Annotated in this window: 18 protein-coding genes, 1 tRNA gene and 1 pseudogene; 8 read left to right on the top strand and 12 right to left on the bottom strand. The window is 68.7% G+C overall.

Annotated features, from left to right (window positions below):
* The first annotated feature begins 17 nt into the window (after window positions 1–17).
* Together ASD47_RS14770 and cysQ are read left to right on the top strand one after the other, a co-directional pair.
* On the top strand, window positions 18–203 hold the full coding sequence (locus ASD47_RS14770; RefSeq protein ID WP_028040112.1) for a DUF3553 domain-containing protein: 186 nt from the start codon (window positions 18–20) through the stop codon (window positions 201–203).
* Window positions 204–980 (top strand): 3'(2'),5'-bisphosphate nucleotidase CysQ, encoded by a 777-nt coding sequence (gene cysQ / locus ASD47_RS14765; protein ID WP_056757982.1) that lies wholly within the window; start codon window positions 204–206, stop codon window positions 978–980. It abuts the gene before it with no gap.
* Here the strand turns inward: cysQ and ASD47_RS14760 are convergent.
* Window positions 977–1,930: an EF-hand domain-containing protein gene (locus ASD47_RS14760; RefSeq protein WP_056757980.1), complete on the bottom strand. Its 954-nt coding sequence runs from the start codon at window positions 1,928–1,930 to the stop codon at window positions 977–979. The genes cysQ and ASD47_RS14760 overlap by 4 nt on opposite strands.
* A gap of 60 nt (window positions 1,931–1,990) precedes the next feature.
* Window positions 1,991–2,821 carry a helix-turn-helix domain-containing protein gene (locus ASD47_RS14755; protein WP_056757975.1) on the bottom strand — a complete coding sequence of 277 codons (831 nt, stop codon included), beginning with the start codon at window positions 2,819–2,821 and terminating at the stop codon, window positions 1,991–1,993.
* A gap of 118 nt (window positions 2,822–2,939) precedes the next feature.
* Here ASD47_RS14755 and ASD47_RS14750 point away from each other — a divergent pair, with 118 nt between their 5' ends.
* Window positions 2,940–3,911 carry an alpha/beta fold hydrolase gene (locus ASD47_RS14750; protein WP_056757972.1) on the top strand — a complete coding sequence of 324 codons (972 nt, stop codon included), beginning with the start codon at window positions 2,940–2,942 and terminating at the stop codon, window positions 3,909–3,911.
* Window positions 3,912–3,978: 67 nt separating this feature from the next.
* On the opposite strand, the gene ASD47_RS14745 is transcribed toward ASD47_RS14750, so the two are convergent.
* Together ASD47_RS14745 and ASD47_RS14740 are read right to left on the bottom strand one after the other, a co-directional pair.
* Window positions 3,979–4,054 (bottom strand) — tRNA-Ala (locus ASD47_RS14745).
* Between the two features lie 192 nt (window positions 4,055–4,246).
* Window positions 4,247–4,714: a TIGR02300 family protein gene (locus ASD47_RS14740; RefSeq protein WP_056758097.1), complete on the bottom strand. Its 468-nt coding sequence runs from the start codon at window positions 4,712–4,714 to the stop codon at window positions 4,247–4,249.
* Window positions 4,715–4,830: 116 nt separating this feature from the next.
* Here ASD47_RS14740 and aroA point away from each other — a divergent pair, with 116 nt between their 5' ends.
* The 5 genes and pseudogenes from aroA to mscL form a co-directional block, all read left to right on the top strand.
* Complete coding sequence (gene aroA, locus ASD47_RS14735) at window positions 4,831–6,165, top strand: 3-phosphoshikimate 1-carboxyvinyltransferase (protein WP_056757969.1); 1,335 nt, start codon at window positions 4,831–4,833, stop codon at window positions 6,163–6,165.
* 2 nt (window positions 6,166–6,167) lie between these two features.
* Window positions 6,168–6,818 (top strand): (d)CMP kinase, encoded by a 651-nt coding sequence (gene cmk / locus ASD47_RS14730; protein ID WP_056757966.1) that lies wholly within the window; start codon window positions 6,168–6,170, stop codon window positions 6,816–6,818.
* Window positions 6,819–6,950: 132 nt separating this feature from the next.
* The gene (gene rpsA / locus ASD47_RS14725; protein WP_056757963.1) at window positions 6,951–8,660 is read left to right on the top strand and encodes a 30S ribosomal protein S1; all 1,710 of its coding nucleotides are present in this window, start codon (window positions 6,951–6,953) and stop codon (window positions 8,658–8,660) included.
* A 204-nt stretch (window positions 8,661–8,864) separates the two neighbouring features.
* The gene (locus tag ASD47_RS14720; protein WP_056757961.1) at window positions 8,865–9,149 is read left to right on the top strand and encodes an integration host factor subunit beta; all 285 of its coding nucleotides are present in this window, start codon (window positions 8,865–8,867) and stop codon (window positions 9,147–9,149) included.
* A gap of 68 nt (window positions 9,150–9,217) precedes the next feature.
* Window positions 9,218–9,619 (top strand): annotated as a pseudogene (mscL, locus tag ASD47_RS14715) (large-conductance mechanosensitive channel protein MscL); the annotation flags it as partial.
* A 128-nt stretch (window positions 9,620–9,747) separates the two neighbouring features.
* Here mscL and ASD47_RS14710 read toward each other — a convergent pair.
* From ASD47_RS14710 to acs, 8 genes are all read right to left on the bottom strand, one after another.
* Complete coding sequence (locus ASD47_RS14710; RefSeq protein ID WP_056757957.1) at window positions 9,748–10,980, bottom strand: NAD(P)/FAD-dependent oxidoreductase; 1,233 nt, start codon at window positions 10,978–10,980, stop codon at window positions 9,748–9,750.
* A gap of 10 nt (window positions 10,981–10,990) precedes the next feature.
* The gene (locus ASD47_RS14705; RefSeq protein ID WP_056757954.1) at window positions 10,991–11,809 is read right to left on the bottom strand and encodes a TIGR00730 family Rossman fold protein; all 819 of its coding nucleotides are present in this window, start codon (window positions 11,807–11,809) and stop codon (window positions 10,991–10,993) included.
* Between the two features lie 83 nt (window positions 11,810–11,892).
* Complete coding sequence (locus ASD47_RS14700) at window positions 11,893–14,757, bottom strand: pitrilysin family protein (RefSeq protein ID WP_056757951.1); 2,865 nt, start codon at window positions 14,755–14,757, stop codon at window positions 11,893–11,895.
* Window positions 14,758–14,829: 72 nt separating this feature from the next.
* Window positions 14,830–16,260 carry a DUF4166 domain-containing protein gene (locus ASD47_RS14695; RefSeq protein ID WP_235525890.1) on the bottom strand — a complete coding sequence of 477 codons (1,431 nt, stop codon included), beginning with the start codon at window positions 16,258–16,260 and terminating at the stop codon, window positions 14,830–14,832.
* The gene (locus ASD47_RS27660) at window positions 16,173–16,496 is read right to left on the bottom strand and encodes a hypothetical protein (protein WP_056757945.1); all 324 of its coding nucleotides are present in this window, start codon (window positions 16,494–16,496) and stop codon (window positions 16,173–16,175) included. Before ASD47_RS27660 ends, ASD47_RS14695 begins: the two co-directional genes overlap by 88 nt.
* Window positions 16,493–16,915, bottom strand: a complete 423-nt coding sequence (locus tag ASD47_RS14685) for a thiol-disulfide oxidoreductase DCC family protein (RefSeq protein WP_056757943.1) — start codon at window positions 16,913–16,915, stop codon at window positions 16,493–16,495. Before ASD47_RS14685 ends, ASD47_RS27660 begins: the two co-directional genes overlap by 4 nt.
* Entirely contained in the window at window positions 16,912–17,502 is a 591-nt protein-coding gene (locus tag ASD47_RS14680) for an SRPBCC family protein (protein WP_056757940.1), read from the bottom strand. Before ASD47_RS14680 ends, ASD47_RS14685 begins: the two co-directional genes overlap by 4 nt.
* 35 nt (window positions 17,503–17,537) lie before the next feature.
* Window positions 17,538–19,493 (bottom strand): acetate--CoA ligase, encoded by a 1,956-nt coding sequence (gene acs, locus ASD47_RS14675; RefSeq protein ID WP_056757936.1) that lies wholly within the window; start codon window positions 19,491–19,493, stop codon window positions 17,538–17,540.
* Window positions 19,494–19,728: the final 235 nt, after the last annotated feature.

Genomic DNA, 19,728 nt, shown 5'->3' with positions numbered 1-19,728 from the left:
CCTATCAGGAGCGCGTCATGGATCCGTTTCTCGAGCCGGGCGTCCTCGTGCGCCATCCCGACCAGCCCGATTGGGGCCTGGGCCAGGTGCAGTCGGTGATCGGCCATCGCGTGACGGTCAATTTCGAAGACGCTGGCAAGCAGACGGTCGACGCCACGCGCGTCGCCCTGGTGTTCGTCGGCGACGATCCCCGAGGAAGCTGAATGGCCCATACGAACCCGGCGGACTACGGCCGCGAGCTGGCGACGATCGTCGAGGCGGCCGCCGAAGTCATCCTGCCGTTCTGGCGCACCGAGCTGGACGTGGTCCGCAAGGCCGACGAGAGCCCGGTCACCGAGGCCGACAGGGCCGGGGAGCGCCTGATCCTGGCGCGGCTGGCCGAGTGTTTCCCGGAGATCCCGGCGATCTCGGAGGAGCACGCCTCCGAGTTCGGGACGCCCGACGCCATCGGCCCGCGCTTCTTCCTGGTCGACCCGGTCGACGGCACCAAGGCCTTCGTGCGCGGCGATCCCAACTTCACGGTCAATATCGGCCTGATCGACAACGGCGCGCCGGTGGCCGGCGCCATCTGCGCCCCGGCGACGGGCGAGGTCTGGTTCACCAGCGCCGAAGGGGTGCTCAAGCGAGAGAGTCCCGGCGGCGCCGAGACCCGGGTCCGGGCGCGGGCGTGGCCGGAAGGCCAGGCCCTAGCCCTGGTCAGCCACACGATGAAGGAAGAGCGGGCGGCCGAACTGGCGGCCCAGTACGGCTTTTCCCTGCGCGCCCCGATGGACAGCTCGATCAAGCTGGTGCGCATCGCCGAGGGCGCGGCCGACATCTATCCGCGCCACGGGCCGACCATGGAGTGGGACACCGCCGCCGGCCACGCCATCCTCGTCGCCGCGGGCGGTCGCTTCACCACGCCGGAGGGCGAGACCTTCACCTACGGCAAGGCCGATCAGGGCTTCCGCAACGGCTGGTTCGTGGCTCGCGGGGCCTAGGCCTTACGGTTCAAGGCGCCGCCCAACTCCGAGGTTAATTGGTCGCTCAGGCTCCGCAGGGTCGAGCCCAGCAGGCGCGCCAGCAGCGCCTGGCTGTTCGAGGGCGGAGCAGGAAGCTCACCGATCTGGTCCGGCCGGAACGCTGGCGGTCGCCGTTGGCTGGCGGCGCGCAGTTCGTCGGCGGAGAGTTTCATATCGCTGTCGCGGTCGGCCGACTTGATCAGGTCGCTGACGGCGGTCGGATCGAGATTTCGGGACTTGGCCGCCGACGTCAGTTCGTCGGCCGAAAGGACGCCATCGCCGTCATCGTCATGGCGCGCGGCCAGGACGTCGATCGCTTGGCTGCCGTCGCCGAAACGGAAGATCTGGGGAGCGGCTTCGAGCTTGGCCGCAAGCTCCGCCGCCGACAGTCGGCCGTCCCGATCCGCGTCCGTCCCGCCGAACATCTCGGCGTTGACCTGTTCGATTGAGTCCCAAGCGCTCTGGCCATCTGCGCCGATCCGGCTGGAGCGGATGCTGGGCGAGGCCACGCCGGCATACTCGTCAGTGGACAAGGTCCCGTCACCGTCGGTATCGGCCCGAGCGATCAGCCAGTCGGCGACGCCCGCCTCGTCCTGCACCCCGAGCAGGGCCTTGAGGTTCTTGCCGTCGAGGAGCCTGGAGGCGCCGAACTCGCCGGAATCCAGCGCGCCGTCGCCATTGCGATCGAACGCGGAGGCCACGGCCTGCTTGTCGGCAAGCTTGCCCGGGTCGTTATTGCCGAGCTTGGCGATCTCCTGCGCTGAGACCTTGCCATCCTGGTCGGCGTCGAAAGCCTTGAACACCTGGTCCTTGACGGCCGCCAGTATCGCGGTTCCGGCCCTGTCGAAGGGCTGCGCGGTCAGCAGAAGGCCTTCGCCCGTGAAGGACCGGTAGGCCGCCGCTGTTCCGCTGCTCGCGCCGATGTCCATGCATGACCCTCCTGTTCGAAGGTCATGCAGCAAGTTCGGCGCCAGAGGTTGCGTTGAACCCTAGGTGTCTTGGTCCGCCAACGCCTTGCAAAAGGCCGCCGTCTCGTCGTCGGCGGGGAACATGCACTCCACCCTCAGCTCCTCCAGCGTGATGTCGCGCGAGGTGCCGAACGTGGTCAGGGTCGAGAAGAAGGTCAGGCGTCGGTCGCCTTTGCGGAAGGTGACGGTCATCAGGGGCAGGGGCGTGGCGCCCAGCTCGCGTCGCTCCCAGCGGGCCGGTACGTCCGGATAGGCCAGCACCTCGTCCAGCAGGGCGCGCGACGTCCGGTCGGTGGCGGCTTCGTGATGCAGGTGGCGGATCAGGTCGCCGGCCACCTCCTCCCAGTTCTCGACGAAGGGCCGCATGTCGGCCGGGTCGAAGACCTGATGCATGATGTTGCCGTGCGGCTGGACCCCGTCGCGCAGCCAGCCGAACACCCGCCCCAGGCCTTGGTTGGCCATCAGCACGTCCCAACGCCGGTTCACCACGAAGGCGGGATAGGGCTCCTGCTGGGCCAGGATGAACGCAATGGCCCGCCGCATCAGGGCCATCTGTGGATCCGTCAGGGCGGTTTCGCGATAGGCGGGCGCGTAACCGGCCACGACCAGCAGGGCGTTGCGGTCGCGCATGGGCATGTCCAGCGCCCCCGCCAGCAAGGCGATCAGCTCGCGGCTGGGCCGGGCCTTCCCCGTTTCGACATAGCTGAGGTGGCGGGTCGAGATCCCGGCCTCCAGCGCCAGGTCCATCTGGCTCATCCGGCGCGCGCTTCTCCATTGACGCAGCAGGTCGCCGAGAGGGTGGGCGGCCAGGGCGGGCGCAGGGCTAGACGGCGGCGAAGTCAGCGTATTCATGGCGCGACACTAACCGCCCGGGACATGATCGCCATAACCTTCCAGGTCATGGAGTCGGTGATCGAGCGGCCCTAGTCCTCCGTCATCGGGGCTTTCGTCCCGCCCGGAGGATCGAACGATGCAAAGACGACAGTTCCTGACCGCCGCCGCCGGTCTTGCCGCCTGGGCGGCCGCCGAGGCGGCCCCTGCTGCAGGCGCGTCGCCTCGGGCCGAGGACGACGTGCGGGCCGCCCGCGCCTGGAACGCGTCGCGCCGCCATCAGGCCACCCGGTTCGGCGACATCGCCTATGTCGAGCGCGGGACCGGCCCCGTGGCCTTGTTCCTGCACGGCTTTCCGCTGAACGGCTTCCAGTGGCGCGGGGCCTTCGACCGACTGTCCGGCCAGCGTCGCTGCATCGCGCCGGATTCGATGGGCCTGGGCTTCACCCGGGTCGCGGCCGGCCAGGGCGTGACCCCGTCCGACCAGGCCGACATGCTGGCCGCGTTCCTCGACAAGCTGGGGATCGCCTCGGTCGACCTGGTCGCCAATGACAGCGGCGGGGCGGTGGCCCAGATCTTCGTCACCCGTTTTCCGGACCGGGTGCGCACCCTGCTGCTGACCAACTGCGACGTCGAGCCCGACAGCCCGCCGCCGGCCCTGCAGCCGGTCCTGGCCCTGGCCCGCGAGGGGACCTATCCGGACCAGTGGCTGGTTCCCTGGTTCAAGGACTCGATGCTGGCGCGTTCGCCGCAAGGTTTCGGCGGCATGTGCTTCTCTGACCCGAGCCAGCCCACCGACGCGGCGGTCGCCATGTATTTCGGCCCGCTGGTCGCCGCCCCGGCCAGCAAGGCCCTGGTCAACGCCTACGCCCTGGGCCTGGACCCCAATCCCCTGGCCGGGATCGAGGCGGCCCTGCGCCGGTGCAGGGTGCCCACGCGCATTGTCTGGGGCATGGCCGACGACATCTTCGCCAAGGAAAGCCCGGATTATCTGGACCGTGTACTGCCGAACTCGCGCGGCGTGCGCCGTCTGCCCAGGGCCAAGCTGTTCTGGCCCGAGGAATATCCGGATGTCGTCGCCGACGAGGCCCGGACACTATGGGGCGTATGAGAGCGGCGTCGCCGAAACCGGACGCCAGACATGGAAACGGCCGCTCCCTTTAGGGAAGCGGCCGTCTTGGTGGAGCTAAGCGGAGTCGAACCGCTGACCTCTTGAATGCCATTCAAGCGCTCTACCAGCTGAGCTATAGCCCCAAGGTTTTCCCAAGTTTCCCAATGGGAAGCGTTGGTATTCCTCAGTCTCTCCAGCGGTTCCGAGTGGGTGGCCCCCGAAGAGGCGCGGAACCTATGCCGGGAGGATTTTTGGATCAACCCTCCCGGCGAACTTTTTTCGGAAAAATTTTCGAACCATTGTTCTGCAAAATTTCCGAGAGATGCGGACGAGCTTTAGTCGTCGTCGTCCGCGCCCGGCAGGCCCTCGATCTCGTCGTCCAGGACGTCTTCGTCGTCTTCGTCCTCGAGGAACGGAACGTCGTCGGCTTCGTCCTCGGCCAGGTCTTCGTCTTCCGAGAAGTCGACGCCCAGGTCGTCGGCGGCCGGGGCCGGGGCGACGGTCGGATCGGTGTCGTCGTCGTCGGGCTCGACGACCTCCTCGGCGGCCTCATCGATTTCCGGGGTCTCGTCGACCTCGTCCTCGTAGCCATCCTCCTCCTTGGGAGCGGGGGCGGGCTTCTCGTCCTCGGCGTCGTAGTCCGGCGTGACGGCGCGAGCACGGACGCGGCGCGACTTCAGCGCCTCTTCCGGATCAAACGTCTCCCCGCACTTGGGACAGACGGCCGGGCGACGGCCCAGGTCGTAGAATTTCGATTGGCAGTTGGGGCAAATTTGTTTTGCGCCCAATTCGGGATTGGCCAAGGCGGCGACCCTTTGATCCAGATGGGAAAAGCGGCCGGTCACTTGCCATGACGAAGGGCCGCTGTCAAAAGCAATCCCCTCGCGAAAACCACCATGACCAAGGAGCCGGTTTCGGCATGACGGCGGCTGGACTGAAGAGCACGCCCGGCGGGGCCTTGCGGGGAACCGTCCGGGCCCCCGGCGACAAGTCGATTTCCCACCGTTCGATGATCCTCGGCGCCCTGGCTTCGGGGACCACTACGGTCGAGGGCCTGCTGGAGGGCGCCGACGTGCTGGCGACCGCCCAGGCCATGCGTTCCTTCGGCGCGCGGGTCGAGCAGGAGGGCGTCGGCCGCTGGCGGATCGAGGGCCATGGCGGCTTCGCCGAGCCGTCGGACGTGGTCGACTGCGGCAATGCCGGCACCGGCGTGCGGCTGATCATGGGCGCGGCGGCGGGCTTTGCGCTGTGCGCCACCTTCACCGGCGACAGCTCCCTGCGCGGCCGACCGATGGGCCGAGTGCTGGATCCGCTCGCCCGAATGGGCGCCACCTGGCTGGGCCGTGACAAGGGTCGCCTGCCGCTGACCCTGAAGGGCGGCAATCTGCGTGGCCTGTCCTACAAACTGCCGATGGCCTCGGCCCAGGTGAAGTCCGCCGTGCTGCTGGCCGGCCTGCACGCCGAGGGCGGCGTCGAGGTGATCGAGCCGGAAGCCACCCGCGACCACACCGAGCGCATGCTGCGGGCCTTCGGGGCAGAGGTGATCGTCGAGGATCGCGCCCACGGCGACCATGTCGTGCGTCATATCCGCTTGCCGGCGGGCCAGAAGCTGGTCGGGACTCACGTCTCCGTGCCCGGCGACCCGTCGTCGGCGGCCTTCCCGCTGGTGGCCGGCCTGATCGTGCCGGGCTCGGAGGTGACGGTCGAGGGCGTGATGCTCAACGACCTGCGCACGGGCCTGTTCACGACGCTGCAGGAGATGGGCGCGGACCTGACGATCGCGAATGTTCGGGAGAGCAGCGGCGAGCAGGTCGGCGATATCACCGCCCGCTACTCGCCGAGCATGAAGGGCGTCGTCGTGCCGCCCGAGCGCGCGCCGGCGATGATCGACGAATATCCGATCCTGGCGATCGCGGCCGCCTTCGCCACGGGCGAGACGATCATGCGCGGCGTCGGCGAGATGCGGGTCAAGGAGAGCGACCGCATCGCCCTGACCGCCGCCGGCCTGGAAGCCTGCGGCGTCGACGTCGAGGAGGAGCCCGAGGGGTTCATCGTCCGCGGCACGGGCCAGGCGCCGCGCGGCGGGGCCATGGTCGAGACCCATGGCGACCACCGGATCGCCATGAGCCACCTGATCCTTGGCCTGGCCGCCCAGGCGCCGGTGTCGATCGACGAGCCGGGCATGATCGCCACCAGCTTCCCCGGCTTCGCCGAGATGATGCGCGGCCTGGGCGGCGATCTGGTCGAGGCCTGATCGTGGCCTTCGTCATCGCCGTCGACGGTCCCGCCGCCTCGGGCAAGGGCACGATCGCCTCTCGCTTGGCCGAGTTCTACGGTTATCCGATGCTCGACACCGGCCTGCTGTATCGCGCGGTTGGCGTGCGCCTGCTGGACTCCAGCGGCGACCTGGACGACGCTGTCGCCGCCGAGGCCGCCGCACGGGGGCTGGCGCTGGCCGAACTGGAAAAGGCCGAGGTGCGCACCCGCGCCGCTGGCGAGGCGGCCAGTCGGGTGGCCGTGCATGCGGGGGTGCGCGCCGCCCTGTTCGACCTGCAGCGCGACTTCGCCTTGCGCGAGCCCGGCAGCGTCATCGACGGTCGCGACATCGGCACGGTGATCGCTCCCGACGCCCAGGCCAAGCTGTTCGTCACCGCCAGTCCCGAGGTCCGCGCCGACCGCCGCTGGAAGCAGCTGCTGGGCCAGGGCGAAAGCGTCGCCTTCGATGAAATCCTGGCCGACATCCGCAAGCGCGACGAGCGCGACAGCGGTCGCGCGTCGGCCCCGCTGACCCAGGCCTCCGACGCCGTCTTGCTTGATACGTCGGAAATGACTATATCCCAGGCCTTCGATGCGGCCCGCCGCATCGTCGAGACGGCGCGCGCCCGGTGGGGAAACCCCAAGGGCTAATCCACCGCCCGCCTCGCCGCCGTTCAGGACACGGCGGTCCGCATCAGAAATCCATATCACCGGAATCCCGAGAACCGTCACATGGCGGCGCTCATCGCAGGGTTTCCCACAACCTAGAGACCGAAGATCAGCATGGCTGACGATATGAGCTTCAACCCCACGCGCGACGATTTCGAAGCGCTCCTCAACGACTCCATGGGCGGCCGCGACTTCGCTGAAGGCACCGTCGTCAAAGGCAAGGTCGTTGGGATCGAGAAGGACTTCGCGATCATCGACGTCGGTCTGAAGACCGAAGGCCGCGTCCAGCTGAAGGAATTCGGCGTCGACGAAGCCGGCAAGGCCACCGTGAAGATCGGCGACACCGTCGAAGTCTTTCTGGAACGCCTCGAAAACGCCCTGGGCGAAGCGGTCATCAGCCGCGAAAAGGCCAAGCGCGAAGAAGCCTGGACCCGTCTGGAAGGCGTCTACGCCAAGAACGAACCCGTGCTCGGCGCCATCGTCGGTCGCGTCAAGGGCGGCTTCACCGTCGACCTGGGCGGCGCCTCGGCGTTCCTGCCCGGCTCGCAGGTCGATATCCGCCCGGTGCGCGACGTCGGCCCGCTCATGGGCAAGGAACAGCCCTTTGCCATCCTCAAGATGGACCGTCCGCGCGGCAACATCGTCGTCTCGCGCCGCGCCATCCTGGAAGAAGCCCGCGCCGAGCAGCGCACCGAACTGGTGTCGCAGCTGCAAGAGGGTGAAATCCGCGAAGGCGTCGTCAAGAACATCACCGACTACGGTGCGTTCGTCGACCTGGGCGGCATCGACGGCCTGCTGCACGTCACCGACATGAGCTGGAAGCGCGTCAACCACCCGAGCCAAGTGCTCGCCGTGGGCGACACCGTGAAGGTCCAGATCGTCAAGATCAACCCGGACACCCAGCGCATCAGCCTCGGCATGAAGCAGCTGCAGTCGGATCCGTGGGACGGCGTCGAAGCCAAGTACCCGGTCGGCGCCAAGTTCACGGGCCGCATCACCAACATCACCGATTACGGCGCCTTCGTGGAGCTGGAAGCCGGTGTCGAAGGCCTGGTGCACGTCTCGGAAATGTCGTGGACCAAGAAGAACGTCCACCCCGGCAAGATCGTGTCGACCTCGCAGGAAGTCGACGTGGTCGTGCTGGACGTCGATCCGTCCAAGCGCCGCGTTTCGCTGGGCCTGAAGCAAGCCCTGGCCAATCCGTGGGATTCGTTCCTCGAAACCCACCCGGTCGGCTCGACCGTCGAAGGCGAAGTCAAGAACGCGACCGAATTCGGTCTGTTCATCGGCCTCGACAACGACATCGACGGCATGGTCCACCTGTCGGACATCGACTGGAGCGCGTCGGGCGAGGAAGCCATGGCTCGCTACAAGAAGGGCGACGTCGTCAAGGCCAAGGTCCTGGACGTCGACGTCGAGAAGGAACGCATCTCGCTGGGCATCAAGCAGCTGGGCGGCGATCCGATGTCGGGCGACACCTACCGCAAGGGCCAGACGGTCACCGTGACCGTGACCGAAGTCACCACCGGCGGTATCGAAGTGCGCTTCGGTGAAGACGACGCCCTGATGACCGCGTTCATCCGCAAGTCGGATCTGTCGCGCGACCGTCAGGAACAGCGCCCCGAGCGCTTCGCCGTGGGTGACCGCGTCGACGCTCAGATCACCAACATCGACAAGGCGGCTCGCCGCGTCTCGATGTCGATTAAGTCGCTGGAAATGGCCGAAGAGAAGGAAGCCATCGAGCAGTTCGGCTCGTCGGACTCCGGCGCTTCGCTGGGCGACATCCTCGGCGCCGCCCTGCGTGAGCGGGCCACCAAGGACTAAGCCTTCGCCTCACTGCGAAGACCAAGAGCGGCGGCCGGAGCGATCCGGCCGCCGTTTTCTTTTGGGCCGCCGTTAACCGGTCCGGTCGCAAACCCGACGCCGATATCAAGCTTTCCCCTTGAAGACTCAGGCTTGCTTGGGCAAAGGTCGCACGCGCGTCGGGTCCTGCCTCCCCAGGACCGCCAAGTCGCGTCGGGGATATCGATGATCAAGTCCGAACTCATCGCCAGGCTCGCGAACGAGAATCCGCACCTGACCCAGAAGGATGTCGAGCGCGTCGTCGGCGTCATTCTCGAGCGCATGATTGGTTCGCTCGAAGAAGGTGGAAGAGTGGAGCTCCGGGGCTTCGGCGCCCTGTCGGTGCGTTCGCGTCCGGCTCGCGCCGGCCGCAATCCCCGCACCGGCGAGACCGTCGACGTGCGGGCCAAGCACGTGCCGTTCTTCAAGAGCGGCAAGGAACTGCGCGGTCGCCTGAACGCCGACGAGTAGGCCGGTCGAGACTTGACCGCCGGGGGCGAACGCGCTCAGCCTTTCGCGCCAGTCGGAAGAGGTTCAGCATGAGCATCGTCAAGGAATTCCGCGAGTTCATCGCACGCGGCAACGTCATCGACCTGGCGGTCGGCGTCATTATCGGCGCGGCCTTCAACTCGATCGTCAAGAGCCTGGTCGACCAGGTGATCATGCCGCCGATCGGCCTGCTTATGGGCGGGCTCGACTTCTCCAAGCTGCAATGGGTGCTTAAGCCCGAGGACCCGGCGACCCCGGCGGTCGAGTTGGTGGCGGTCCAGTACGGCGCCTTCATCAACACGGTGATCCAGTTCCTGATCGTGGCCGTGGTGGTGTTCCTGCTGGTCAAGCTGGTCAACCAAGTCCGCCGCGCCGACGCCGACGAACCGGCTCCGTCCGCGCCCACGCCGGAAGAAAAGCTGCTGACCGAGATCCGCGACCTGCTGGCCAAGCCGGCGGCGGCCCCCAAGGCTGCGGTCGCGCCAGCAGCGAAGGTCGTGGCCAAGGCTCCGGCTAAGCCCAAGGCCTGACCCTATTTCTGCTCATCCCGGCATTCACCGGCTGAGCGGAGCTTGAGGGCTTAAACTCCCAAGGTCGTCATCGCCTCGCGCGCCGCCAGCTCTCCCGTCTCCCAGGCCCCATGCGCGGTCGAGAAGGCATGGGGCGAACAGGCTTCGCCGGCGAAGAACAATCGGCCGTCCACGGGCGTGGCCAGCACGGCGCGCTCGCCGGCCCGGCCGGGCAGGGCGTGGGAATAAGATCCCCGCGCCCACGGATCGGCCGCCCAGGCGGTTCGCGCCAGTACCGAGACCCGCCGCCGAAGCCCGGTTCCATAGATCCCCGCCAACTCGTCGATGGCGAACGCCGCCGCTGCGCCGGGACCCTCGGCCTCCAGGGCGCGGGCGTGGGCCCCGCCGAAGAAGGCTTCGATGATCGGGCGACCCAGCGGGCGCAGGTGATAGGAGCCCGTCGCCGCCCGGTCGACGGCGCCATAGACCATCGCCTCTACCGCGAAGGCCTCCGGTTCGTCGAGCTTGAGGAACACCTTGTCGGCCAGGCCCAACGGCAGGCCCTCGGCGGCGGCCAGCTTGGCGGGGAGTTCGGGCAGGATCCGCAGGGCGCCGGCGGCCAGCACGGCCGTGGGCACGCAGACGATGGCTGCCCGGGCTTGGACCACGCCCCGGGGCGTCTCCAGCGCCAAGCGGGGCCCGTCATGGCGCAGCAGCCGGACCGGACAGTCGCCGACGATGCGGACGCCTGTCGGCGCTAGGCCGGCGATCGCCGCGCCATAGCCCTCGGCCACCCGCCAGTTGACCTCGCTGTCGTCATAGGCGGCGTAGTCTCGGACCGAGACCTGGTCGAATTCCGCGCCGTTGTAATAGGCGCTGAAGGCGTTCAGCAGCGGGTTCCAGCGGTTGCCGGCCTCCATCAGATCCGAAGCGGGCCGGTCGATCGCGTCGCCGCCCGCCGCCTCGACCCGTTCGTTGAACGCCGCGAACGCCCGGCCATAGGCCTCCCGCTCGGCGGCGCTGAAATTGATCGTGGTTTCCGGATTGGCCCAAGGCGGCGGGGTCTTGTCGATCGTCAGGCCCGAGGTGGCGATCGGTGTGACCAGGGGGTTGCGGTCAGCCGAATGCAGCCACTCGCAGCCGAGGTCCAGCGGCAGGCTGGCCAGCGAGACGGTGTGCGCCCGCCCGCCGATCCGGCCCTGGGCTTCCAGCACCACCACGCTCAGCGGCGCGGTGGCCAGGGTGGCGGCCGCGGCCAGGCCAGCGGCCCCGGCTCCGATGACGGCGACGTCGACCTCTGTCATTGGGCGAGGCTCATGGCGCGACCGGCTCGGTCGGCGGCGCCTGCTCAGGCTCCAGTTCGATCGACTCGCCGGGCTTGAGGCCGCAGGCCAGCAGGGTGGACCACACCGTCTCGGCGCTCTCGGCGAAGCGGAAGAGTTCCAGATCGGCGGGATTGACCATGCCGTGCTCGACCAGGCTGTCGAAATTCACGACCGAGCGCCAATAGGCCTCGTCGAACAGCACGATGGGGATGCGCGGAGCCTTGTCGGTCTGACGCAGGGTCAGGATCTCGAACAGCTCGTCGAAGGTGCCGAAGCCGCCGGGGAACACCACCAGGGCGTTGGCCCGCATCGCCAAGTGCATCTTGCGCATGGCGAAGTAGTGGAAGCGGAAAGACAGGTCGGGCGTGGCGTAGGGATTGGGCCATTGCTCGTGCGGCAGGGTGATGTTGAAGCCCACCGACGGCGCGCCGGCGTCCCAGGCCCCGCGGTTGGCCGCCTCCATCACGCCAGGGCCGCCACCGGTGGCGATGACGTTGTCGCGGACCCCGTCCGTGGCGTGGATCGCTCCGCCGCGCTCCGAGGCGATGCGGCCGAAGCGCCGGGCCTCGGCGTACCAGTGAGGCTGCCGTCCGGGACCGTCCTCGCGCACGCGGGCGCTGCCGAACACCACGATGGTCGAGCGTACGCCCCAGGCCCGCAGAGCCTCGTCGGCCTTGGCGAACTCCAGCAGGAACCGCACGCCCCGCATCGACTCGCCCAGCAGAAAGTCCTGGTCCAGCACCGCCAGCCGATAGGAGGCGGAGGCGAGTTGGGCGGCGCTCGGCGATGCGGGCGGCGGCTCGGACATTTCAACGCTCCACTCAAATACAGCGGCCGAACGCAGCTGACGGGGACATGCTCATGGCATGCCCCCAACCCGCGCGCGTCCGTCTAGTTGCCCTTGCGCAGCGTCGGACTGTCCAGGTCGAGCTGGTCGATCGGAATCTGCAGGGCGGCCGGGACGGCGGTCTTGACCCCTTCGCCCATCGCCTTGGCGTCGCCGACCACGATGACGCTGGTCTGGGCGGGATCGAGCACGGTCTTGGAGAAGGCTTGCACGTCGGCGGCGCTGACCGCCTCGACCTTGCTGGTATAGGCCTGGATCTCGTTCAGCGGGACGCCATAGATCGCCAGGTTGCCCAGGATATCGGCCAGGCCGCCCGAGGTGCCCAGGTCGCGCCCGAAGCCGCCGACCAGCACCGACTTGCGCGCCGCCAATTCGGAGGCCGAGGTCGGCTCGGCGGCCAGCCGGGTCAACTCGTCCTTGATCAGCCCGACCACCTGGGCGGCGGACTCGTTCTTGGTCTGGACGCTGGCCGAAAAGCCGCCGATCGCCGCGCGCGGCGTGAGGCTGGAACTGGCGCCGTACGACAGGCCGCGCTTGATGCGGATCTCCTGGTTGAGGCGGGAGGAATAGCCGCCGCCCAGCACGCCGTTGGTGACGAGGCCCGCATAATAGCGCGGGTCGGCGCGCAGGATCGCCGGCTTGGTCACCACGACCGCGGCCTGACCGGTGCCGGGCAGGTCGACGATCACGTTCCTGGCCGCGTAGCCCATCGGGCCCTTGGCCGAAGCCGGCGGCGGGCCGGCCGGCTTGGCCCAGCCGCCGAACGCCTTTTCCGCCAGGGCGAAGCCCTGCTCGGGCGTCAGGTCGCCGGTCAGCACCAGGATGGCGTTGTCCGGACGCCAGTTCGTGGCGTGCGTCTTGACCAGGGCGTCGCGCTGAATCTTCGGCAGCGAACCCGGCGTACCGCCCGCCACGTGGCCATAGCCCGAGCCCGCATAGATCACGGTCGGTACGACGAAGCCGGCGACCGAGCCCGGCTGCTGGAATCCGACGGACAGACCGTCCAGGGTCTCGGTCTTCACGCGTTCCAGCTCGTCGGCCTTGAAGGTCGGGTTCTGGGCGACGTCGGCCATGATCGCCAGGCCTTGGGCGGCCTTGTCGGCGATGACGCTGAGGGTCAGGGAGGTGGCCTCCCAGCCGGAACCGGCTTCCAGATTGGCGCCGAGCGCCTCGGTGGCGGCGGCCACCTGGGTGGCGGTGCGGGTCTTGGTGCCCTCGGTCAGCAGTTCGGCGGTCAGGCTGGAGACGCCTGCCAGGCCGGCGGGGTCCGCGCCCGAACCGCCGCGCACGGTCAGGTCGGCGGTGATCAGCGGCAGGTCGCTGCTCTTGGCGACGATGACCCGCAGGCCGTTGGCCAGCGTCTTCTCCACGGGCGAGGGAAGCACGGGCGACACCGCCGCGCCCGGCGCGGGCGGAGCGACGCGCTCGGCCGCCGGAGCCAGGGCGGTGACTGGGCCGCTGTAGGTGACGGACGGAGTGGGCTTGGGCCCCTCGAACGGGTCCTTGGCGCCCGCCGGTCTGGTCGATTCGGGCAGATAGCGGATGGTCACCTTACGGTCGTCGGCCAGGTACTTGGCCGCTACGCGCTGGACGTCGGCGGCGGTCACCGCCTGCAGGGCGGCCAGGTCGGTGTTGGCGCGCTGGGCGTCGCCTTCGGTCCGCAGGGCGTAGCCGATCGCGAAGGCGCGGCCGTCGATGGTCTCGCGACCGCGGACGGCGTCGGCCAGCAGGCCGGCCTTGGCCTCGGCCAGCTCGGCGACGGTGGGCGGGGCCGTGCGCAGCTTGGCGACCTGGGCGCTCAGCGAGGCCTCGCCCTGTTCGACGGTCTTGCCGCCCGCCATGATAGCGCCGACGTAGAACAGGCCGGGCTGGGCGTTGTCGGGCGCCGACGAGAAGATCTGCTGGGCGATCTTCTGGTCGTAGACCAGGCTGTCATAGAGACGCGAGGACTTGCCGGCCGACAGGATGGCGTCAAGAACCGCCAGGGCCGGAACATCGGGATCGGCGGCGGCAGGGGCCAGCCAGGTCATGGCCACGGCCGGCAGGGGCACGTTCGGACCGTAGGTGGTGACCACCTTGGATCCGGTGCGGGCCGGCTCGACCGTTGTCACCTGCTTGATCGGCGTGGCGGGGGCCTTCAGCGGGCCGAAATACTGATCGACCCAAGCGTTCAGCTGCGCCTCGTCGAAATTGCCGACCACGATCAGGGCGGCGTTGTCGGGGCGGTAATAGGCCTGGTGGAAGGCGCGGACGTCGTCGACCGTGGCGGCGTCCAGTTCCTCGATCGAGCCGATCCCCGGCCGTTTGTAAGGATGGTCGGCGAACGAGGCTTTTGTGATGTTCAGGGCGAAGAATCGGCCGTAGGGATTGGCCAGGACCCGCTGACGCAGCTCTTCCTTGACGACGTCGCGTTCGGACTTGAACACCGCGTCATCGATGACCAGCGAACCCAGGCGCTCGCTCTCGGCCCACAGCAGGCGCTGCAGGTGGTTGGCCGGCACCACCTCGTAATAGTTGGTGAAGTCGTCGTAGGTGGAGGCGTTGTTGAAGCCGCCGACGTCCTCGGTCAGCCGATCAAAGAACTCGTTCGGCATGTTGCGCGTCGACTTGAACATCAGGTGTTCGAACAGATGCGCGAAGCCCGAGCGACCCTCCGGGTCATCCTTGCTGCCCACCCCGTACCAGACCTGCACCGTCACGTTGGGCGTCGCGGCGTCCCGCGAGCTGAACACCTTGAGACCATTGGCCAGGGTTCGCTCCTTGTAGACGATCGGCGGAACCGCCACGCCGGCCGCCGCTGGAGCCGGCTTCGTCTGGGCTTGAGCCGATCCCGCACCGATCAGCGGCGAAAGCGCGGTGGTCGAAAGGGCCAGCGCGACGAGCGCGGCCTTGGCGGCGGGACGGATCATGAGGACGGCGCTCCGAAAGCTTGAGGGCGCGACCCTAGCATCCGGGCCGAAGGCGCCAAGATTACCGTCTTGTCATGAAAGCCGGCCAGCATAGCCGAAGATCACGCCCAGCCACGGATGGGCGACCAGAACGCGGAAGCGATAGATGTCGGTTCCGTCCTGACCGTCCCGCGCGAACGTCCGGGCCCGAATGCGCGGCGCCCAGGCGCGGGGCAGAGGGATTGGGCCGAGACGCCATCCTTCGAAAGTCCACGAGAAGCCGCCGGGATAGGGCGCGGCGCCAAAACGGAAGGTCAGGACGCCGGCTGTCTCCTCGAACGTCCATGGATCGTGTCGGTCCGCGGTGATGGACGAGGCGAAGGTGCGGACGCCGAAGCGGCGGACCCAGCGTTCGCCGTCCGCCGTCGGCGTGATCGTCACCGCCGTCGCGTGCCGGCCGGTCGGCGGCAGGCCCTGCAGGCGCCGAACCAGGGCGGGGAGGCCGGACGCGCCGCGAGCGCGGGCCTTCCCCCTCAGGGTGACGGGGGTGACACCGGCGTGGACTTGGCGAACGGAGCTGGGCTGGGTGTCCCAGGTGTCGCCCAGCAGACGGGGAAACAGGCCAGGAATCTCTGGGCGCTGGCTTTCCAACCGGGTGCGGATCGGCAGGTCGTCCAACTCGCGGACGATCGCGTCAAGGTCGACCAAACCGACGCAGGGCGTGGCGTGGGGCTCGCCCAGCCGGCCGTCGAGCAGGGCGCGCAACGTGGCGGCCGCAGGGGCGACCGGGGTGTGGGGGCCCGCGGCGGCCTCCGCGACCAGACTCCAGCGCGCCAGGCGTCGCACGCCATTGGCGTCCCGCCCCTCCACGCTCACCACCATGCCGCCGCGATCCGAGCCCAGCGGCGCGACCCAGCCCGCCATCTCTCCCAGCAGCACCGCCAGGGGCTCTAGGGTCGAAGCCAGCCGGCTTCTCCGAAGCAGGCTCAGCGCCCAGAGGCCCAGGTGGAGGATCGGAAGCTCCAGCCCGGCCCGGAAGATCGCGTCGCGGCGGGGGTGAAAGCGGGCGGGCAGCAGGTCGAGGTCCGGCGTCTCGGCGAGGCTGGTCCAGCGACGCCCCAGACCTGGGAAGGGCGTGCGACGCGGTTCGCTCCAACCGGATCGGATGGTCCACCGGCCCTTTTCGAACACCCGCACTGGCGCGCCTGCCCACCCCAGGATGGCGCGGATCACCGAGAGGCCGCGCGGCGCGCGGGCCCCCGGCGAGATCGCCGCCTCGATTCGGTCGATCCGTGTCCAGCCGGCGGTCATGGCGTCGAGGGCGGCATGGCTGAGGGCGGGGGTCGAGCTGGCGCCGGTGATCGCCCAGCGCTGGTCGACGCGGGCCTGGCCGTCGAGCGCGGCCTCGAAGCCGGCCACGAAGTCGCGGGCGTCGGCTAGGTCGACATAGTGGGCTCGGGCCGCGAGCACCGCGCGGGGAAAGGCGTGGTCCTGACCCTGGAACGGCCCGGCCGCGTCGACCACCGCCCAGGCCCCAGTGCGGATAGCCCGACGGGATTCAGGCGATCGAGCTGGGCAACCTCGATCGTCGCGGCCGGCCCAGTCTTGGCCAGCTCGGCCGCCACTGCATCCAGGCGGACGAGGTCGCGGGCCGCCAGCACCAGCACGACGTCGGACCAGCGGGCGATCATCGCCGCCAGTCGCTGTCCGAAAACGCCGCTGGCGCCGACCAGGACGATGCGCTTGCGGTCGTCGCTCATGAAATCGGCGGATCGAGGATGAAGCGGGCCCGCTGCTCGGGCGTCGGCAGCATGCAGGTCGCGCGTCTGCCCATCAGTCGGTAGCGGTTGGCGGCCAGCCAATCATAGGCGCCGTCCAGCCACGCGCGCGGCAAGACGTCGACCACCGCCAGCCACGACCAGGGCGCGCCCAGCCGCCGCAGCAGCGCCAGGACCGCCGCGCTCTTCTCCAGCGCTCGGCCGGAGTCGAGGAACAGGAAGCTGGTCGGCTGGTCCGGGTCGATTCCATGGTCCTGGGCCAATTGTCGTCCATAGGCCGACTGGATCGGGGTGAAGCGGATCAGGCCCTTGCGATCGAGGGCCATCACCGTTCGGACCGAGCCCGAACACAGGTTGCAGATCCCGTCGAAGAGCCAAAGCCCGTCGGGCGATCCGCTCATCGCGCCGCCGCCACGCTTTCGCGGCGCAAGGCTCGCAGGGCGGCGGGGACGTCGCGGCGCATGGCCATGGTGGTCACGCCGCTGGGCAGGCCGAAGGGCGCAGTGGCGCGGTTCTCGTAGGTGACGCGGGTGGTTCGTCCGCCGTCCAGCGGCTCCAGCAGCCACTGGCCCTCGCAATCCTTGATGTCGCCGGTTTCGCAACGGAAGGCGATACGCCGGTAGGGCTCAAGGGTCAGCCGCGAGGTCGAGTGCAGGGCCGGAAGCAGGAAGCTCCACTTGACCACGTGTTCCCGCAGCTCCACCCGGCCGGCTTCGTCGCGCGACAGCACGGTGCACCGCTTGACGCTGGGCGTCATCCGCGCGGCTCGTTCGCAGTCGAGGATCGTGGTCCAGACCACCTGCGGCGGCGCGGCGATGTCGATCATCGCCCGCACCTGGCCGCCGCGGCCCCCAGGGTCGGCGTGGGCCTCCAGGGCGACGTCGCCGCTTTCGATCCGCCGTAGCCAATCGGGGTTGGCTTCTGGCGGTCTGGCGAGCGCGGGGGTCGCCAGCATCACGAACGCAACGACAAGGGCTCGGCCACGCATGGGCCCAGCCTAGCCGAGTTTCAGTGTGCGGCGCATCAGCCCCCTGCGCGATTCTTCACTAGGTCGTCGACCACGGAGGGGTCGGCCAGGGTCGAGATGTCGCCCAGGCTGCCCAGTTCGTTCTCGGCGATCTTGCGCAGGATGCGGCGCATGATCTTGCCCGAGCGGGTCTTGGGAAGGCCGGGGGCCCATTGCAGGACGTCCGGCGCAGCGAACGGGCCGATCTCCTGGCGCACCCAGAGGATCAGGTCCTTGCGCAGCTGGTCGGTCGCCTCGATCCCCGCCTTCAGTGTCACATAGGCGTAGACGCCCTGGCCCTTGATGTCGTGCGGGTAGCCGACCACGGCGGCCTCGGCGACGGTGTCATGGGCGACCAGGGCGCTTTCGATCTCGGCGGTGCCCAGGCGGTGGCCCGAGACATTGATCACGTCGTCGACCCGGCCGGTGATCCAGTAATAGCCGTCCTCGTCGCGCCGGCAGCCGTCGCCGGTGAAGTACTTGCCCGGATAGGCCGAGAAGTAGGTGGCGAAGAACCGCTCGTGGTCGCCGTAGACGCCGCGCATCTGGCCCGGCCAGCTGTCGGTGATCAGCAGGTTGCCCTCGGTGGCGCCCTCCAGGACCTTGCCGTCGGCGTCGACCAGCTGCAGCTTGATCCCGGGCAGGGGCTTGGTGGCCGAGCCGGGCTTCAGGGCGGTGGCGCCGGGCAGGGGCGAGACCAGGATGCCGCCGGTCTCGGTCTGCCACCAGGTGTCGACGATCGGCAGGCGGTCCTTGCCGACCACCCGGTGGTACCAGAGCCAGGCTTCCGGATTGATCGGCTCGCCGACGCTGCCCAGCAGGCGCAGGGACGACAGGTCGTTCTTGGTCACGTGGTCGTCGCCCTCGCGCATCAGGGCGCGCAGGGCCGTAGGGGCGGTGTAGAAGATCTCGACCTTGTGCTTGTCGACCACCTCCCAGAACCGGGCCGGAGTCGGATAGTTGGGTACGCCCTCGAAGATCAGGCTGGTCCCGCCGTTGGCCAGCGGGCCGTAGACGACATAGCTGTGACCGGTCACCCAGCCGACGTCGGCGGTGCACCAGAACACCTCGCCGCGGCGATAGTCGAACACCGCCTCGTGAGTCCAGCTGGCCCAGGCCAGGTAGCCGCCGGTGGTGTGCATCACCCCCTTGGGCTTCCCCGTCGAGCCGGAGGTGTAGAGGATGAACAACGGGTCCTCGGCGTTCATCGGTTCGGGCGCGCAGGTCGCCGAGACGGCGTCCTTGACCTCGTCCCAGACCACGTCGCGGCCCTCGACCACGGGAACCTCGGCGCCGGTCCACCGGATCAGCAGCACCTTGTCGACCTGCGGGCACTGCTCCAGCGCCTTGTCGACATTGGCCTTCAGCGGCACGCGCTTGCCGCCCCGACAGCCCTGGTCTGCGGTGATCACCAGGCGGCTTTCGCAATCCTGGATGCGGCCGGCGATCGAGTCCGGCGAGAAGCCGCCGAACACCACCGAATGGATCGCGCCGATCCGCGCGCAGGCCAGCATGGCCACGGCCGCCAGCGGGATCATCGGCAGGTAGATGGTGACCCGGTCGCCCTTTTTTGCCCCCAGGTCCTTGAGGACATTGGCCATCCGGCAGACCTGCTCGTGCAGCTCGCCATAGGTCACGGTGTAGGAATGGCCCGGCTCGTCGCCCTCGAAGACCAGAGCCACGTCGTCCTTGCGGTGCGGCAGGTGCCGGTCCAGGCAATTGGCCGAGGCGTTCAGCACGCCGTCGGCGTACCAGTGGATATGGAAGTCGTCCTTGGCGAACGAGACGTCCTTGATCTTGGTCGGCGCCTGGATCCAGTCCAGCCGGCCGGCCAGGTCGCGCCAGTAGCCCTCGGGATCGGCCTCGACCCGGGCCACGGCGGCCTCGTAGCCGGCGGCGTCGATATGGGCCTTGCCCGCCCAGTCGTCGGGAACCGGAAAAACCTGTCCGTCGCTCACGCCGCATACTCCCATGATCTCGTTGCGGCGGAGTTATGCGCGGCGAGATGTCCCGCGCAAGAAGACCACTGCGATTTCTCCGAAACGATTGTCCGTGTGTGGACGCCCCGGTCGAAGCAAGTGGTTTTTCGAGATTTCTGACGCTGTCGGTTCAGGTGCTTCCGTGTGTCCGGCCTGTTGATGCGGCTGTTCACACGCCGCTGGCCTGTATGGAGATCGCGGATCGGGTCCAGACCGCTCAGGCGCGCTC

The organism is Caulobacter sp. Root1472, from assembly GCF_001426985.1.
In the GTDB taxonomy this organism is placed as follows: Bacteria; Pseudomonadota; Alphaproteobacteria; order Caulobacterales; family Caulobacteraceae; genus Caulobacter; species Caulobacter rhizosphaerae.
This window is presented reverse-complemented; position numbering and strand designations above follow the sequence as displayed.

Bases quoted from the DNA above. Each gene is read 5' to 3' on its own strand.
- ASD47_RS14770 (WP_028040112.1), top strand. From the start codon at position 18: ATGGATCCGTTTCTCGAGCCGGGCGTCCTCGTGCGCCATCCCGACCAG.
- cysQ (WP_056757982.1), top strand. From the start codon at position 204: ATGGCCCATACGAACCCGGCGGACTACGGCCGCGAGCTGGCGACGATC.
- ASD47_RS14760 (WP_056757980.1), bottom strand. From the start codon at position 1,930: ATGGACATCGGCGCGAGCAGCGGAACAGCGGCGGCCTACCGGTCCTTC.
- ASD47_RS14755 (WP_056757975.1), bottom strand. From the start codon at position 2,821: ATGAATACGCTGACTTCGCCGCCGTCTAGCCCTGCGCCCGCCCTGGCC.
- ASD47_RS14750 (WP_056757972.1), top strand. From the start codon at position 2,940: ATGCAAAGACGACAGTTCCTGACCGCCGCCGCCGGTCTTGCCGCCTGG.
- aroA (WP_056757969.1), top strand. From the start codon at position 4,831: ATGACGGCGGCTGGACTGAAGAGCACGCCCGGCGGGGCCTTGCGGGGA.
- rpsA (WP_056757963.1), top strand. From the start codon at position 6,951: ATGGCTGACGATATGAGCTTCAACCCCACGCGCGACGATTTCGAAGCG.
- ASD47_RS14720 (WP_056757961.1), top strand. From the start codon at position 8,865: ATGATCAAGTCCGAACTCATCGCCAGGCTCGCGAACGAGAATCCGCAC.
- ASD47_RS14710 (WP_056757957.1), bottom strand. From the start codon at position 10,980: ATGACAGAGGTCGACGTCGCCGTCATCGGAGCCGGGGCCGCTGGCCTG.
- ASD47_RS14705 (WP_056757954.1), bottom strand. From the start codon at position 11,809: ATGTCCGAGCCGCCGCCCGCATCGCCGAGCGCCGCCCAACTCGCCTCC.
- ASD47_RS14700 (WP_056757951.1), bottom strand. From the start codon at position 14,757: ATGATCCGTCCCGCCGCCAAGGCCGCGCTCGTCGCGCTGGCCCTTTCG.
- ASD47_RS27660 (WP_056757945.1), bottom strand. From the start codon at position 16,496: ATGAGCGACGACCGCAAGCGCATCGTCCTGGTCGGCGCCAGCGGCGTT.
- ASD47_RS14685 (WP_056757943.1), bottom strand. From the start codon at position 16,915: ATGAGCGGATCGCCCGACGGGCTTTGGCTCTTCGACGGGATCTGCAAC.
- ASD47_RS14680 (WP_056757940.1), bottom strand. From the start codon at position 17,502: ATGCGTGGCCGAGCCCTTGTCGTTGCGTTCGTGATGCTGGCGACCCCC.
- acs (WP_056757936.1), bottom strand. From the start codon at position 19,493: ATGGGAGTATGCGGCGTGAGCGACGGACAGGTTTTTCCGGTTCCCGAC.